Raw genomic sequence first — 15500 nt, forward strand, 5'->3', positions numbered from 1 at the left:
ATATGGGCCTATAGCTCAGCTGGTTAGAGCGCACGCCTGATAAGCGTGAGGTCGATGGTTCGAGTCCATTTAGGCCCATTACAAAATCAAAACATTTTTGGTTTTTGGGGAAGTACTCAAGTGGCTGAAGAGGCGCCCCTGCTAAGGGTGTAGGTCGGGAAACCGGCGCGAGGGTTCAAATCCCTCCTTCTCCGTTCTAGCTGGCCCGTTGGTCAAGTGGTTAAGACACCGCCCTTTCACGGCGGTAACACGGGTTCGAATCCCGTACGGGTCATTTTTTTTTTGGAGGATTACCCAAGTCCGGCTGAAGGGAACGGTCTTGAAAACCGTCAGGCGGGTAAAACCGTGCAAGGGTTCGAATCCCTTATCCTCCTTTGTTACAATTCTATATTTTAAGTATAGATAATAGTAATAACTTTATATTATCGCGGGATGGAGCAGTCTGGTAGCTCGTCGGGCTCATAACCCGAAGGTCGTAGGTTCAAATCCTGCTCCCGCAATTATAAAACTAAACCAGGGTCCCGTAGTGTAGTGGTTATCACGCCTGCCTGTCACGCAGGAGATCGCGGGTTCGAGTCCCGTCGGGACCGTTTTGGCTCGGTAGCTCAGTTGGTAGAGCAATGGATTGAAGCTCCATGTGTCGGCAGTTCGATTCTGTCCCGCGCCATCTCTTTTTTAATGTATTTCATTAAAAAAGTTGTTTAGTTTTATATGGGCCTATAGCTCAGCTGGTTAGAGCGCACGCCTGATAAGCGTGAGGTCGATGGTTCGAGTCCATTTAGGCCCATTAATGATTGGTCCGTTGGTCAAGTGGTTAAGACACCGCCCTTTCACGGCGGTAACACGGGTTCGAATCCCGTACGGATCATGAGAAGATACGCGCAGTATCTTCTTTTTTTTGTACAATTAATAAGGCTGGTAGGGTAAAACTATTGGTATCTAGTTTTATAATTACATTAGCCATGACAAAAAACGATTTTGCGCAGTTTTACTGATAGATTTTTTTTATGTATTCAAATGGTGAGGAGCCATTTGTTTTTTTTTACAAATTTTTATGCAAAGATTTATAAGAATTATAATAAAATAAGCGAGCTTTATCTGAGCAAATCTGCTATACTACAAACGTTGCAAGTTCCCGAGAGGATTCGCACTGCGAAGATGCCTTGTAACCGAATATTATTAGGGGGAATCATCATGACAGAAAGACATTTATTTACTTCAGAATCTGTTTCTGAAGGACATCCAGATAAGGTTGCTGATCAAATTAGCGATGCGATTTTGGATGCGATTTTAACGAAGGATCCAACTGCCCGAGTGGCATGTGAAACTTCAGTGACAACTGGTTTAGTTTTAGTATTTGGTGAAATTTCAACATCAGCTTATGTAGATATTCAAAAAATCGTGCGAAATACTATTAAAGATATTGGTTATACACGAGCTAAATTCGGATTTGATGGGGATACAGTAGCGGTTTTAGTGGCTATTGATGAACAGTCACCAGATATTGCTCAAGGTGTAGATGCTGCTTTGGAGAGTCGTGATAATAAAGATGCGGTAATCGATGAAATTGGTGCCGGAGATCAAGGGTTGATGTTTGGTTTTGCCTGTGATGAAACACCAGAATTAATGCCTTTACCTATTTCTTTGAGTCATAAGTTAGTTCGTCGTTTGGCAGAATTGCGTAAAAATGGTGAGCTTACGTATTTAAGACCAGATGCTAAATCACAAGTAACAGTAGAGTATGATGAAGCTGGTAAAGCAAAACGAATTGATACTGTTGTAATTAGTACACAACACGATGATGCAGTCGATAATGCTACGATTCGTGGCGATGTGATTAAACAAGTTATTGAGCCAGTTATTCCAAGTGAATTATTAGATGAAGATACTAAGTACTTTATTAACCCAACTGGTCGTTTTGTAATCGGTGGTCCTCAAGGTGATGCTGGCCTGACTGGACGTAAGATTATTGTTGACACTTACGGTGGTTACGCACGTCACGGTGGCGGTGCTTTTTCAGGTAAAGACGCGACAAAGGTTGACCGTTCTGCCAGTTATGCAGCACGCTATATTGCTAAAAACATTGTAGCTGCTAAACTAGCTAGTAAAGTCGAAGTACAATTAGCTTATGCCATTGGTGTTGCCCAACCAGTTTCTATTTCAATTAATACTTTTGGTACTGGTACTGTTAGTGACGATAAATTGATTGAAGCAATTCGGGAAAACTTTGATTTACGTCCAGCCGGAATTATTGAAATGTTAGATCTACGTCGTCCGATTTATCGACAAACGGCAGCTTATGGTCATTTTGGTCGTACTGATGTTGATTTACCTTGGGAACATACAGATAAAGTAGATGCATTATTAGCAAGTGTGAATGCCTAATTTGTATCAATTTATTAATTTTTGCCGCTATTACTCAAGTAATAGCGGTTTTTAAAATTTTATATATATAAGATAGTGTAATGAGGGAGTTATTCTTAATAATTTACTATCAAAATTTGAGCATAAGCTGCCCATTAAGGAGGTTAAAATGAAGAAACAAACAAATGTTACGTTAGTTACTGTAGCGGTTTTTGTAGCAACTTTTATGACCGCAGTGGAAGGTACGATTGTGACAACGGCTATGCCAACGATTGTTGGATCATTGCATGGAATTGAAATTATGAACTGGGTCTTTTCTATTTATTTATTAACGAATGCAATGTTAACGCCAATTTATGGTAAGTTAGCTGATAAAATTGGTCGAAAGCCAATTTTTATTGTTGGTACAATTCTTTTTATTATCGGTTCTGCGCTTTGTGGTTTATCAAATACGATGATGACTTTAATTATCTCACGAGCCATTCAGGGAATGGGTGCAGGGGCGATGATGCCGGTCGCTTTAACGATTATCGGAGATTTATACGAGAAAGAAAAACGCGCCAAAGTACTAGGTTTAAATAGTACAGCTTGGGGAATTGCTTCTGTAGTGGGACCGCTGGCTGGTGGCGTGATTGTCGATACTATTGGTTGGCATTGGATTTTCTTTATTAATGTTCCAATTGGTATCATTTTGATTTTTTTAATTTGGTTTTATTTGGTTGAAGAAAAAACAACAAGACAGGCCAAAAAAATGGATATTTTTGGCAGCTTTTCTTTGATGGGACTTTTATTAGCCCTTTTATTAGCTTTTCAATTTTTAGGAGATGAAGGATTATCTGGAAAAGTGCTTTTCTTAACTTTATTAGCACTACTAGCAGGAATCGTGTTTATTTATGCTGAAAAGAAAGCCGCAGATCCGGTCATTTCGTTACAGTTGTTCACCCAACCATTATTTGTAGTGGTAAATCTTGTCGCAGCCCTAGCCAGTGGTTTTTTAATTGGAGTAGACGTTTATATTCCAATGTGGATGCAAGGTGTATTGGGACTTTCTGCTGGTATCGGGGGACTTGTTTTAGCGCCTTTGTCATTATTATGGTTAGTAGGTTCCTTTTTAGCTGGTCGCTGGATGGCGACTATAGCAATTAAACGTGTCTTATTGCGTGGAATTTTGATTACATTATTTGGAGCGCTGTGGCTAGTTTTAGTGCCTCAACATACTAATTGGCTGTGGTTTTTTGGAATTGCAACGATTTTAGGGGTGGGCTTAGGTGCAGTAACAGTTACGTGTACGGTAAGCGCGCAAAGCAGTGTACCTGCTGAACAGATGGGAGTTGCAACTTCTTTTAATACGTTAGCACGGACAATTGGCCAAACAATCATGGTTTCTGTTTTTGGTATTTTATTAAATAGTATTACAGCTGAAAAATTGCAAAATATTACAGCTCATAATAAAAATGATTTGATGAATCAGTTAGTAAATCCTCAAACTGCCAAGTTATTGGCACCTGACTTACGTGAAACATTGCGAACTGTGCTTTTTACTAGTCTTCATGGTGTGTATTTAGCTGGGGCGGCATTAATTATTGTAGCTTTTGTTTTAACCCTACTTTTGAAAAAGTCTGATACAATATAGAAAAGTGGAGGTGGCAAGGATGGCATTTATCCAAGCAAATATTTATTCTAGTGTTTTGAATTTGGATGTAGGATTAAATTTAATCTTACCTCAAAGTAGCAATCGTTTGATTCGTGATAAAAAAGATGATGTGCCGGTTTTATATCTTTTACATGGAATGGGCGGCAATGAAACTGCCTGGATGCGCCGGAGTAGTATTGAGCGTTATGTGCGAGAAAGTGAGATTGCAGTGGTGATGCCAACTACAGAACTAGGCTTTTATACGGATACTTGCTATGGCATGAATTATTGGACTTTCATCGCTGAAGAATTACCTGCAATTTTACATGAGTTATTTCCCCAATTGACAACAAAACGGGAAAAGACATTTGCAGCCGGCCTTTCAATGGGTGGATACGGGGCAATAAAACTGGGACTGCACTGTCCTGATAAGTTCGCAGCTGTTGCGAGTCTTTCAGGGGCTTTAGCTTTAGCCAGTGATCCAGAAATCTTATTGCAATCTGGTAGCCAACAATATTGGGAAGGTGTTTTTGGTCCAATAGAAAAGATGAAAGGATCTGACAATGATCCAATTCATCTGTTAACAAAAATTGCACCCGAAACTGCTCCTGCAATTTTTGTCTGTTGCGGTACGGAAGACTTTTTATATGATAGTAATCGCTACTTTGTAAAAAAAGCTCAAGCTGCCGGCTTTAATGTGACGTATGAAGAAGGACCAGGAGCGCATACTTGGGATTTTTGGGACCAGTGGATTCAACGTGTTTTATCATGGTTACCAGTCGAAATTTAGTAAAGTGAAAATGCAACTAATTTTTAGTGAAAAAGCTGATATAGGTATTCTATGGCAGATATTCGGACTGAAATTGTGACAGATCTTTTGATGTGCGATTCTGTGGGATTTTCATTCACAAAGAATGTATGTTGGTTGATTGCGCAGGTGATGGCGTTGTGAGACCCGCTCCCTAGTCGGGGCTTCGTTTCCTAGACGACAAAAACCGGTGAGACGTCAAAAGAAGCGGCTAGAGGCACATTTTTAGAAGAGAGCGGAATTGTTGTAGCAGTGGATAAACAGCTTAGTGTAATTGAAAATTTCTTCGTAGCAACCAACAACCAAGTGGAGTATCATGAAATCCTCAATTTATATCAATTGGAATTAAAAAAAGCCCTTTTACTTTTCCTATGGGAAAATGTAAAAGGGCTTTTTTCTATTGGTCAAAGCGCTAAAAATTGCTACTCATTGGTTAGCTTGCTAGCATTTCATTACTTGGCTTCAATACAAAATAAAACAGGCGGCTGATTTTTTTGATTGATAAATTGATAAGCTAAAACATTGTATTGCTTTTGAGGTAATTGTTGGCAATAAGTTTTGATGGCATCTAATTCGGCTTGTCCGCCACTATGACCATAGTAACAGACCACCACAATTCGTCCTTTTGGTAATAAATGGGCTAAAAGAGCATCAAGTGCTTTTTTGGTTGTCTGTGGTAGTGTAATCACTTGTTTATCACTTTTGGGTAGATAACCGAGATTAAAAATAGCTGCCTTGATTTTTTCTTCCTGCAAGTACTCTGCCACATTTTCATGACCGTCTAAATGTAAGTGTACTGCTTTTTTTTCAGGAAAAGGAGCAAGTTTTTCTTTGGTTGCCAAAAGGGCAGCCTCTTGAATATCAAAAGCATCTACTTTACCATTTTCTCCCACTAATTGAGCTAAAAAAAGTGTATCATGCCCATTTCCCATCGTGGCGTCTACGACATAATCTCCTGTTACCACGACTTCCCTTAAAAGTTCGTGACTATAGCGCATGGCTGTTTTAAGCATGAATTCCCGCCTCCAACAGGACATTTTTACTGCCTTGGTAAGTATCACGCCGCTTCATTTCATCGTCAATCGCATTTAAAACTTCCCATTTTTTTAAACTCCACATAGGACCAATTAAAGAATCCCAAGGAGCATCACCAGTTAAGCGATGAATGATGATTTCTGGTGGAATTAACTCCAATTGATCACAAATGACATTGACATAACTATTGCGACTCATCAATTGTAAACGTCCTTCGTGATAATCTCGTAGCATACGAGTATTACGCATTAAATGCAACAAATGCAATTTAATCCCTTGAATATCACTATCTAATAAGGTCCGCCGCACATTTTCTACCATCATTTCTGGTGTTTCCTCTGGTAAACCATTTATTAAATGTGTACAAACGCGGATATTATGCTTACGTAAGCGGGCAACCGCATCCACATAGGTTGGGTAATCATGAGCACGGTTAATAATTTTACTGGTTTTTTCGTAAGTCGTTTGTAGACCTAGTTCCACCCACAAATAGAGACGTTCATTTAATTCAGCTAAATAGTCCACGACATCTTCTGGTAGGCAATCAGGTCTGGTTCCAACTGATAAACCTACCACACCAGGTAAATTTACGACTTGTTCAAATCGTTCTTTAATCACGGCTAAAGGTGCATGAGTATTGGTAAAGTTTTGAAAATAAACGATGTATTGATCGACCTGAGGCCATTTTTGATGCATCATATCAATTTCTTTGTGAAATTGGACGGGTAATGGATCTTCTGGAGCGACAATCATATCACCAGACCCAGAAACACTACAAAAAGTACAACCGCCACGAGCGACAGTGCCATCGCGATTAGGACAATCAAAGCCACCATCTACTGGCACTTTAAAAATTTTACCGCCAAACTGCTGACGTAAAGCATAATTCCAGGAATGGTAACGTTTATTGGCGTCGTCACTATATAAAAAAGTCATTTCTTGCCACCTCGTTATTTCTGTTGATTTTTAAAACGCCAGACAAAGCGTTTTTCACTAAAGTACGGATAAGTTAAACATAACCATCCTAATGCCAAACTGTAACCACCAAGAATATCTGTAGGAAAATGCACACCTACATAAATTCGACTTGCCCCGATTAAGACGATTAAAATGCCTAATCCAACTTGTAAAGCAAGGCGGAGGTTTTTGTTTTGAATGAGCCCTGGCAAAATAAAAATTAACGTCCCATATAAAATCATACTGGCACAAGCATGACCACTTGGAAAACTATAGCTATGTTCATTTACTAAATGCAAAAGAGTCGGGCGCGGTCTTTGGAAAACTAATTTAATTAACGGGTTAACTAAACCAGAAACCAGCGCTACATTTATAAATAACCACAACGCTTCAGCATAGTATTTCCCTCGATATAAGAGGAATAAAAAGGCTGCTGCTAAGATGACGACCGTCACTGGATTGGCAAATTTTGTAATCCAAATAAAAAAATTATTCCAATTAGGATAAGGGGCACGAATGATATTCGTCACAAAATTATCGAATCCATGTAGCCATTGACGATAAAACTTCACGACATAACCTAAAAAAACAAAAAGTAATAGTGAACAACTACCAGCAAACTGGTAATAAAGTTTATGTTTCATAAATTCTCCTTTACAATTCTTGCAAATAATTTCGTCACAATGGGATTATTATAGCATGAGATTTCATTCTTTTATGATTGCTGATGAAATTTCATGGTTATTAAGAAGGTATTAAAAAAATGCGAAAAATTCGCTTTTTCACATTTTTGTTAAATAATCTAAAAATATTTTATAAAAACGAATTATTGTAATTGTTTTGCAATATTCGAGCACTTTTTTAATAACGTAAAATTTTGACTTTTAAGGTGATAAAATCTTGAATATATAAATAATATCTGTAATAAAAATAACAAAATAAAGATAATGTTACAGTAGTTTAACAAATTGTGGAAATAACCATTTTAATCTTTTAATAAAAAAAGATACCTTGTATACTTATTATTAAGAAAAGTTTAAAAAGGAGGCGAGCAACTTGGCCCAACTTGTTTCTCGTAAAGTACGACGGAAAGAAGAAAAACAAATCAAGTTTTATCGCGATGCTAAAAAGAATGCAGCGATCGTTGGAACGACATTGACCGCTTGTTCTATCGTCGCGCCTTTAGCAAAACCCGTAACAGCAGAGGCAGCCAATACTAATCAAGCACAAGTATCACAAGATTTAAGCCAAACTGCTACGCGTAGTAATTCAACAGCTCTTATCACAGAATTGGCGGCCCACGCACAACCGGTGGCAGCAGCTAACGATTTATACGCTTCTGTCATGATTGCCCAAGCGATTGTGGAAAGTGGTTGGGGTACAAGTAGCTTATCACGAGCACCTTACTATAACTTATTTGGGATAAAAGGCAGTTATAATGGTCAAACTGTTTATATGAATACATTAGAATATTTAAACGGCAAATGGGTAACAATGAAAGAACCTTTCCGTGATTATCCTTCCTATAAGGAATCTTTTGCTGATAATGCTGCGACACTTCGCAATGTTTACATCGGCGGCCAATACTACTATCGTGGTGCATGGAAAAGCAATACCAAATCATATCGCGATGCTACGGCTTGGCTGACTGGTCGTTATGCGACTGCACCAAATTACGCTTCAGTTTTAAATAATGTTATTGAAACATATGGTTTAACCCGTTATGATACACCAGCTAGTGGCAATGCCGGTGGCGGTGCTTCAACTGGAAACTCAAATGGTGGTACGAATTCATCAAATAATAGTTCTAGTGGTTCAGCAAGTACTAGCCAATATTACACGGTCAAAAGTGGTGACTCTGTTTGGGGCATCTCAAACAAATATGGCATTAGTATGAACGATTTAATTAGCTGGAATAATATTAAAAATAATTTTATTTATCCAGGTCAACGTCTTATCGTTAAAAAAGGGACGTCAAGTTCTACTAATACCAACTCGAATTCTAATTCAAGTAACTCTTCTCAAAATACGAATAAGCCAAGTGGCAACACATCAAGCAGTACCACTCAATATTACACAGTTAAAAGTGGCGATTCTGTTTGGGGGATTTCTAATAAATATGGTATTAGTATGAGCAGTCTGGTAAGTTGGAATAATATTAAAAATAATTTTATCTATCCAGGCCAACGCCTCATCGTGAAAAAAGGAGCGTCAAGTTCTACTAACACTAACTCGAATTCAAATTCAAGCAATTCTTCCCAAAATACGAATAAACCAAGTGGGAATACAACAGCCAACACAACAGCTAAAACGTATTACACAGTTAAAAGTGGCGATTCTGTTTGGGGCATTTCAAACAAATATGGTATTAGCATGAATTCTTTAATTAGCTGGAATGGCATTAAAAATAACTTTATTTATCCAGGGCAACGTTTAGTCGTCCGCAATGGAAGTGCAAGTACAAGTTCAACTGCGAATAAACCAGCCCAAAGTAATACGACTAGTCAAAGTAATACGAATACAAGTAAACCGACAACTACTAGTGGTCAAAACCAATACTACACCATTCAAAGTGGGGAATCAGTTTGGTCTGTATCGAATAAGTATAAAATTTCAATGGATCAGTTCCGCCAATGGAACAATATTAAAAATGATTTTATTTATCCCGGTCAAAAAGTTATTGTCAAAAAAGGTAGTACTACCCAAACTAACTCTTCACAAAATACTGCTAGTTCAAGTAGCAAGACATATAAAGTTCAAAGTGGTGACTCTGTTTGGGGCATTGCCAATAAATTTGGCATCACCATGGATAAATTAATTCAATTAAATAAAATTCAAAACAATTTCATTTATCCCGGTCAAACCTTGAAAGTAAAATAATATTTGAATTTTGCCATATTCTTTGTTAGTATAGCTAACAAGTAGAAAATTACGCTGTGAGAAGGAATAGTAAAAAGTAGCGCGTTGTAGAGAGCACATGGTTGGTGGAAATGTGTACGTACCCTTTTGAACTCGCCTTTTAGCGTTAATAGCTGAAGTAGGCAGTAGGCTGTTACGGTGACGATCGTTACAACGTTTGAGGCTCATCTTTTTTGGTGAGTAAAATTAGGTGGTACCACGTAGATTACGTCCTATAAAAAGCATAGCTTTTTATAGGACTTTTTTTATCTGGCTGAATAACAGTCAATTAACTTTTAGGAGGATTTTGCAGTGTACGATCATAAGCAAATTGAAAAAAAATGGCAAAAGTATTGGGCAAAACACAATACGTTTAATACCCACGACAAAACAGATCAACCGAAGTTTTATGCCTTAGATATGTTTCCTTACCCCTCTGGACAAGGTTTACATGTTGGGCATCCAGAAGGTTATACCGCAACCGATATTTTATCACGGATGAAGCGGGCGCAAGGTTACAGCGTGTTACATCCAATGGGATGGGATGCTTTTGGTTTACCAGCAGAGCAATATGCTTTAGATACAGGCAACGACCCAGCGGAATTTACTAAAAAAAATATTGAAACGTTTAAACGTCAAATTAATTCATTAGGCTTTAGTTATGATTGGAATCGTGAAATCAACACGACTGATCCCGAATATTATAAATGGACGCAATGGATTTTTACTAAATTATATGAAAAAGGCTTGGCTTATGAAGCTGAAGTTGCGGTTAACTGGGTACCAGAATTAGGTACGGTTATTTCCAATGAAGAAGTGATTGATGGCAAGAGTGAGCGCGGTGGTTACGATGTGGTGAGACGACCAATGCGTCAATGGATGCTAAAAATTACTGCTTATGCTGATCGCTTATTAGATGATCTTGATTTAGTTGACTGGCCAGAAAGCATCAAAGAAATGCAACGCAATTGGATTGGTCGTTCGGTGGGGGCAAATGTTACTTTTAAAGTAGCCAATACAACAGAAGACTTCACTGTTTTTACCACTAGACCTGATACTTTGTTTGGAGCAACGTATGCTGTTTTAGCACCTGAACTTGATTTAGTGGAAAAAATTACTACGTCAGAACAAAAAGAAGCTGTAGCAGCTTATATTGCGCAAGCAGCGAAAAAATCCGAATTAGCTCGGACAGACTTAGCAAAAGAAAAAACAGGTGTCTTCACGGGAGCTTATGCAATCAATCCTGTCAACGGCAAAGAAATTCCGATTTGGATTGCCGATTATGTACTTTCAAGTTATGGAACCGGGGCGATTATGGCCGTTCCTGCTCACGATGAACGTGACTATGAATTTGCCAAAACGTTTGATTTGGCTATCGTTCCTGTTTTAGCCGGTGGCGACGTAACAAAAGAAGCCTTTACTGGTGATGGTAAACATATCAACTCTGACTTTTTAGATGGTTTAAACAAAGAAGAAGCTATTGAAAAAATGAATGCTTGGCTAGAAGAAAACGGTGTAGGGAAAAAAGAAGTCAGCTACCGTCTACGTGACTGGTTATTCTCCCGTCAACGTTATTGGGGTGAACCAATTCCAATTATTCACTGGGAAGATGGCACGACGACAACTGTGCCAGTAGAAGAGTTACCGTTGCGTTTGCCTGTGACAAAAAATATTAAACCAAGTGGAACTGGTGAATCTCCTTTAGCCAATATTGAAGAGTGGATTAATGTTGTCGATGAAAAAACTGGCAAAAAAGGACGTCGTGAAACCAATACAATGCCACAATGGGCGGGGAGTTCTTGGTATCATTTACGTTATATCGATCCGCACAATAAAACAGCTTTAGCTGATTATGATAAGTTAGAACGCTGGTTACCAGTGGACATTTATATCGGAGGAGCAGAACACGCAGTCTTACACTTGTTATATGCGCGTTTTTGGCACAAATTTTTATATGATATCGGTGTTGTTCCAACTAAAGAACCGTATCAAAAATTATTTAACCAAGGGATGATTTTGGGAGAAAACAATGAAAAAATGTCGAAATCTCGCGGTAACGTGGTTAATCCAGATGATGTCGTAGAAAAATACGGTGCTGATACATTGAGGATGTATGAAATGTTTATGGGACCTTTGGACGCATCAATTGCTTGGAGTGAAAATGGTCTAGAAGGCAGCCGCAAATTCTTAGAACGGGTATGGCGTTTAATCGTAGATGAAGATGGCAAAATGCGGGATCGGATTACGACGATTAACGATGGAAAATTAACGAAAGTTTACCATCAAACCGTTAAAAAAGTTACCGATGATTACGAAAATATGCATTTTAACACGGCGATTTCGCAATTAATGGTTTTCATTAATGAAGCTTATAAAGCCGACGCCCTACCTTATGAATACATTGAAGGATTTGTCCAATTACTAGCACCAATTGCGCCACATATTGGTGAAGAATTATGGGCAGTTTTAGGGAATGAAGATGGCATTTCTTATGTTCCTTGGCCAACTTATGATGAAGCACAATTAGTGGAAGATGAAATTGAAGTGGTGTTCCAAGTTAACGGTAAAGTACGTAGTAAAGCGCAAGTAGCACGCGATATTGCAAAAGAAGAACTAGAAAAAATTGCGCTAGCAGATGCGACCATTCAAGAACATCTTGCCGGTAAAACAGTTCGTAAAGTAATCGCAGTACCAAATAAATTGGTTAACATTGTTGCTAATTAAGCATTCATTCACAAAAAACTAAGATACTTTTTTGGTATCCCATGTGATTTTAGAAAAATAAAAACTCCTTTTTGGGGAAGTAGCCACTCAGCGCGCTTTGCCTCAAAAGGAGTTTTTTTATTTAATTTAATATGACTAGCAAAAAAATACTAAATCATTTTACTGGCAGTAAATACCAAAATTGGTAGTACAACATAGTGGATCTAAGTTATTGCTTGAAAGCTTGAAGGAGCTAGCTCAGTTTTTTATGTTTTCATTAAACTACTATTATTTTCTGTTATTTTCTTGCATAATAAAGAAAATTTTAGAGGAGTGGAAAATGGATAAAGAACTATTAATGATTGATTTATTAAGTGGTAAAAAGGTTATTACAGCCGTTTTTTTGCCAATCTATCGACAACGTTTACGCTTGAGTATTAGTCTCTCCTTATTTAGTGCTGGCTTTTTTTTAGGACTGAATACTTTAGTTTATCGTTATTTGATGGCGAGGGTTCAGACAACTTCTGCTGCCCAGAAAATCGTTGGCCTACATTATTTTGCCCTGATTTTTGGTGGTATCATCATTACACTTTGTCTTATTCAGTGTGTCTTTGTACTTGTGCATCTGTTTTTTCTGAAAAGAAATTTCCAAGGTTGGTTAACCCCAATTTTGCAGAAGTTTTCTGGTTTTTCTAAAGTAGTGGAAGATGAAGAACACTATTTTGTTAAACGTAGGCAAAAAGAAGTAAGACTGGCTAAAAAAGATTGCTTGGTCTTAACCGAACGCATTAACGGCGATAAGTTAATGATTGGTGTAGAGAAATTGGATTTGGGTGTCACACGGGGATTCATTTTTCTTAGGACTACTAAAATCGATTTCCACCAGTTACCTAACGTGCAGACAGATAAACATAAAGGTGCAGGTAAATTGGCAATTTTTATTGGTCTTTTTTGTTTGTTGCTAGGTAGTTTTCTTTATCTTTTTACAAAAACGGAAACAAAAGAAAATACTTCAACTGCCGCAGCTCATGTGTCAGAAGAAGTCAAAATCACTGCATCAGGATTATTAAAACAACAAGGCGCTACGCCGAATAAAGTTGCACAAAAAGAAAATGAACTTTATGTAGCAAATACACATGAGTTGTTTCAAACGACAGATCGGGGTCAACATTGGCAATTTGTTCCTTTAAAAGCGGAGTGGCTAAGGGGCGGCAGTTATACGTTAACAAGTGGAGAAATTCCTTTTGGTTATTGGATGGATTACACATATCAGGTGGGGAAAGATTTTTCTTTTTATCTTTACACCACGGGTTCTGGAGACTATTTAGACTTATACTTGCTTTTTTCAAGTGACAATGGGGTAACGTGGCAAAAAAGCCAAGTCGGAGAAAAAGTGCGGAATTTGCGTTATCGTAAAGTACAATTTTTTGAAAATGGAACGGGGATTGCAGCAATTTCACAAACGACAGCAATGTCAGGCAGTGAGCAGGTCTGTTTATTTGCCACCCAAAATCATGGTCAAGATTGGTATCCGGTGGGGAATACTACGATTAATGCCCCTATTCAAAATATTAGTTTTATCGATGCTTCAATGGGTTTTATTAGTACCAGAGAGGGAATCTTCTATACTCAAAATGGGGGACGTTCTTACCATGAAGCACTTGTCAATGTACCAGAGGATTATCTGTTAGGAGGCCTAGATCTTTTTCAATCACCTAATGAAGTCACGCAGCCTAATAGTACTACTTTAGAAGCAAAGTTTTATCTCACCAAAAAAGATGGCCATATGTACGCTTGTTTGTATCGTTCTTATGATGGCGGCCAAACATGGGCTTTTGTACGCCAACTTTCAGAAGTCACCTCTGCAGATTAAGTGTTAATTTTTAGTCTAAAATTAAAAGCAAAACACGAGGAAAAAGTGCAGTCGTGTTTTGCTTTTTTGTTAGTATTTGCCATCTGAACTGCGCTGATAGTGCTGATTTTCTTTGATGGGTAAATGAATAATCGCTTCATCAGGTGCGGTGACAATCAGACGGGTTTTACCTGTTGTATCTTGTTCTAAAGTTACTAAAAGGTTATCATCAAGGGGAAAACCGGCTGCTTTTAACATTTTTTCAGGAATTAAAAGACCAAAATTTTTATCCCAATGCACGATTTTTGATTTACATTCTTCAATTTTCATTTTTTCACCTCATTTAGATTTAAAGCATTTGTGAATTTAAAACATATGCTGCTAAATTTAGGCCCGCTTGATCGCCGCATAAATTATAACCAGTTTGAGTGTAGTGATAACTGTCTTTCATTAAGTCTAACTCTGATATCCATTCAAAGGCATTGGCAATCAAAACGACTTGCTTTGCTTGGACCAATTCTCTTTGGGCATGAATAATTTGCTGGAATTTTTCAGGGTCATCCTTCTTATTACCAATTTGAATGAGAAAAGTTTGCGTGATTCCAGCTTTAGATAAGACATCTTGCAGTGCAGTAAAATGCATTTTATATTCATGACTGCTCATGCCGTGATCGCCGTCGGTTTCTCCTTGGCACCAAATCAAAAAACGATTTTTAATGGGAATATTTTGTGCACTTAAAAAGTTTTCAGCTCGATTTAAACGTTCTAAAATATCCGTACAATAAGCAGTACCGGGTTGCCATTCTAGAATGCTACTACCGCCTTTTGATGCTGAAACACCGACTACCATGCGCCGGGTACAATCGTAATAAGCGTTGACGAGACTACTAACTAGCGAGCCAGTCTTTTTATTTTCATCATTAATGCCAGTAGCATTATCTTCAGTTTTGCCAAAGGGTTCTTGTAAATGAAAAAGTTTGGTGGGCTGACTTACAGCGCGAAATTCGTAGCCTTCTTTAACGTAAGGAGCTAAATGAGCTGTGCCGCGACCTGCCATATTACTTTGACCGGCAAAAAGAATTAAGTCAACGCCATCTTCATCGGGTTCTAAAGGTTGAGGGTACTGGGCTTTTAAGGCCGCTCTTTCGTTTTCTAATAAGCCTCGAAATTCGGTAATAGCAGTAGGGCGGTGCACAGTTAAATTTTGCAAGAAAATCACTCCTAATTTATGTGGGTTACTACCTAAATGG

11 protein-coding genes, 9 tRNA genes, 1 riboswitch and 1 other annotated feature are annotated in these 15500 nt (G+C 38.2%); of the genes, 15 read left to right on the forward strand and 5 right to left on the reverse strand.

From position 1 onward, the window contains the following. Nucleotides 1–4: 4 nt before the first annotated feature. From IGI65_RS04110 to IGI65_RS04165, 12 genes are all read left to right on the forward strand, one after another. Nucleotides 5–78, forward strand: a tRNA-Ile gene (locus IGI65_RS04110). Nucleotides 79–106: 28 nt separating this feature from the next. Beyond that, nucleotides 107–194, forward strand: a tRNA-Ser gene (locus tag IGI65_RS04115). A gap of 8 nt (nt 195–202) precedes the next feature. After that, a tRNA-Glu gene (locus IGI65_RS04120) sits at nt 203–274 on the forward strand. A 10-nt stretch (nt 275–284) separates the two neighbouring features. Continuing rightward, nucleotides 285–374 (forward strand) — tRNA-Ser (locus IGI65_RS04125). A 52-nt stretch (nt 375–426) separates the two neighbouring features. Next, nucleotides 427–500 (forward strand) — tRNA-Met (locus tag IGI65_RS04130). Nucleotides 501–517: 17 nt separating this feature from the next. Further along, nucleotides 518–590, forward strand: a tRNA-Asp gene (locus tag IGI65_RS04135). Between the two features lie 4 nt (nt 591–594). Next, a tRNA-Phe gene (locus tag IGI65_RS04140) sits at nt 595–667 on the forward strand. Nucleotides 668–713: 46 nt separating this feature from the next. After that, nucleotides 714–787, forward strand: a tRNA-Ile gene (locus IGI65_RS04145). A gap of 9 nt (nt 788–796) precedes the next feature. Continuing rightward, nucleotides 797–868: transfer RNA gene (locus tag IGI65_RS04150), tRNA-Glu, on the forward strand. 252 nt (nt 869–1120) lie between these two features. Continuing rightward, a riboswitch (SMK box riboswitch) is annotated at nt 1121–1197 on the forward strand. Continuing rightward, the gene (gene metK / locus IGI65_RS04155; protein ID WP_095005826.1) at nt 1195–2385 is read left to right on the forward strand and encodes a methionine adenosyltransferase; all 1191 of its coding nucleotides are present in this window, start codon (nt 1195–1197) and stop codon (nt 2383–2385) included. It overlaps the preceding riboswitch by 3 nt. A gap of 148 nt (nt 2386–2533) precedes the next feature. Next, entirely contained in the window at nt 2534–3997 is a 1464-nt protein-coding gene (locus IGI65_RS04160) for an MDR family MFS transporter (RefSeq protein WP_438773310.1), read from the forward strand. 19 nt (nt 3998–4016) lie between these two features. Next, entirely contained in the window at nt 4017–4787 is a 771-nt protein-coding gene (locus tag IGI65_RS04165; protein WP_438773311.1) for an alpha/beta hydrolase, read from the forward strand. A gap of 470 nt (nt 4788–5257) precedes the next feature. On the opposite strand, the gene IGI65_RS04170 is transcribed toward IGI65_RS04165, so the two are convergent. The 3 genes from IGI65_RS04170 to IGI65_RS04180 are packed head-to-tail and all read right to left on the reverse strand — an operon-like array spanning nt 5258 to nt 7441. Then, nucleotides 5258–5818: a class I SAM-dependent methyltransferase gene (locus tag IGI65_RS04170; protein ID WP_438773312.1), complete on the reverse strand. Its 561-nt coding sequence runs from the start codon at nt 5816–5818 to the stop codon at nt 5258–5260. Then, nucleotides 5811–6776 (reverse strand): TIGR01212 family radical SAM protein, encoded by a 966-nt coding sequence (locus IGI65_RS04175; protein WP_438773313.1) that lies wholly within the window; start codon nt 6774–6776, stop codon nt 5811–5813. Before IGI65_RS04175 ends, IGI65_RS04170 begins: the two co-directional genes overlap by 8 nt. A gap of 14 nt (nt 6777–6790) precedes the next feature. Continuing rightward, nucleotides 6791–7441, reverse strand: a complete 651-nt coding sequence (locus tag IGI65_RS04180; protein WP_438773314.1) for a phosphatase PAP2 family protein — start codon at nt 7439–7441, stop codon at nt 6791–6793. Between the two features lie 460 nt (nt 7442–7901). Here IGI65_RS04180 and IGI65_RS04185 point away from each other — a divergent pair, with 460 nt between their 5' ends. The 3 genes from IGI65_RS04185 (at nt 7902) to IGI65_RS04195 (ending at nt 14271) form a co-directional block, all read left to right on the forward strand. Then, a complete protein-coding gene (locus IGI65_RS04185) occupies nt 7902–9677 on the forward strand; it encodes a LysM peptidoglycan-binding domain-containing protein (RefSeq protein ID WP_438774409.1) in 1776 nt (591 codons plus the stop codon). A 47-nt stretch (nt 9678–9724) separates the two neighbouring features. Continuing rightward, nucleotides 9725–9934: a binding site (T-box leader), on the forward strand. Between the two features lie 73 nt (nt 9935–10007). Further along, entirely contained in the window at nt 10008–12419 is a 2412-nt protein-coding gene (gene leuS, locus IGI65_RS04190; RefSeq protein WP_438773315.1) for a leucine--tRNA ligase, read from the forward strand. A 319-nt stretch (nt 12420–12738) separates the two neighbouring features. Further along, the gene (locus IGI65_RS04195; protein WP_438773316.1) at nt 12739–14271 is read left to right on the forward strand and encodes a WD40/YVTN/BNR-like repeat-containing protein; all 1533 of its coding nucleotides are present in this window, start codon (nt 12739–12741) and stop codon (nt 14269–14271) included. A gap of 69 nt (nt 14272–14340) precedes the next feature. On the opposite strand, the gene IGI65_RS04200 is transcribed toward IGI65_RS04195, so the two are convergent. Continuing rightward, the gene (locus IGI65_RS04200) at nt 14341–14580 is read right to left on the reverse strand and encodes a hypothetical protein (protein ID WP_438773317.1); all 240 of its coding nucleotides are present in this window, start codon (nt 14578–14580) and stop codon (nt 14341–14343) included. Nucleotides 14581–14599: 19 nt separating this feature from the next. Further along, nucleotides 14600–15460: a sialate O-acetylesterase gene (locus tag IGI65_RS04205; protein WP_438773318.1), complete on the reverse strand. Its 861-nt coding sequence runs from the start codon at nt 15458–15460 to the stop codon at nt 14600–14602. Nucleotides 15461–15500: the final 40 nt, after the last annotated feature.

The organism is Enterococcus sp. DIV0755b (assembly GCF_051713765.1).
In the GTDB taxonomy this organism is placed as follows: Bacteria; Bacillota; Bacilli; order Lactobacillales; family Enterococcaceae; genus Enterococcus_C; species Enterococcus_C canintestini.

Excerpts from the sequence above, each read along its gene's own strand:
- metK (WP_095005826.1), top strand. The coding sequence starts at position 1,195 with ATGACAGAAAGACATTTATTTACTTCAGAATCTGTTTCTGAAGGACAT.
- IGI65_RS04160 (WP_438773310.1), top strand. The coding sequence starts at position 2,534 with ATGAAGAAACAAACAAATGTTACGTTAGTTACTGTAGCGGTTTTTGTA.
- IGI65_RS04165 (WP_438773311.1), top strand. The coding sequence starts at position 4,017 with ATGGCATTTATCCAAGCAAATATTTATTCTAGTGTTTTGAATTTGGAT.
- IGI65_RS04170 (WP_438773312.1), bottom strand. The coding sequence starts at position 5,818 with ATGCTTAAAACAGCCATGCGCTATAGTCACGAACTTTTAAGGGAAGTC.
- IGI65_RS04175 (WP_438773313.1), bottom strand. The coding sequence starts at position 6,776 with ATGACTTTTTTATATAGTGACGACGCCAATAAACGTTACCATTCCTGG.
- IGI65_RS04180 (WP_438773314.1), bottom strand. The coding sequence starts at position 7,441 with ATGAAACATAAACTTTATTACCAGTTTGCTGGTAGTTGTTCACTATTA.
- IGI65_RS04195 (WP_438773316.1), top strand. The coding sequence starts at position 12,739 with ATGGATAAAGAACTATTAATGATTGATTTATTAAGTGGTAAAAAGGTT.
- IGI65_RS04200 (WP_438773317.1), bottom strand. The coding sequence starts at position 14,580 with ATGAAAATTGAAGAATGTAAATCAAAAATCGTGCATTGGGATAAAAAT.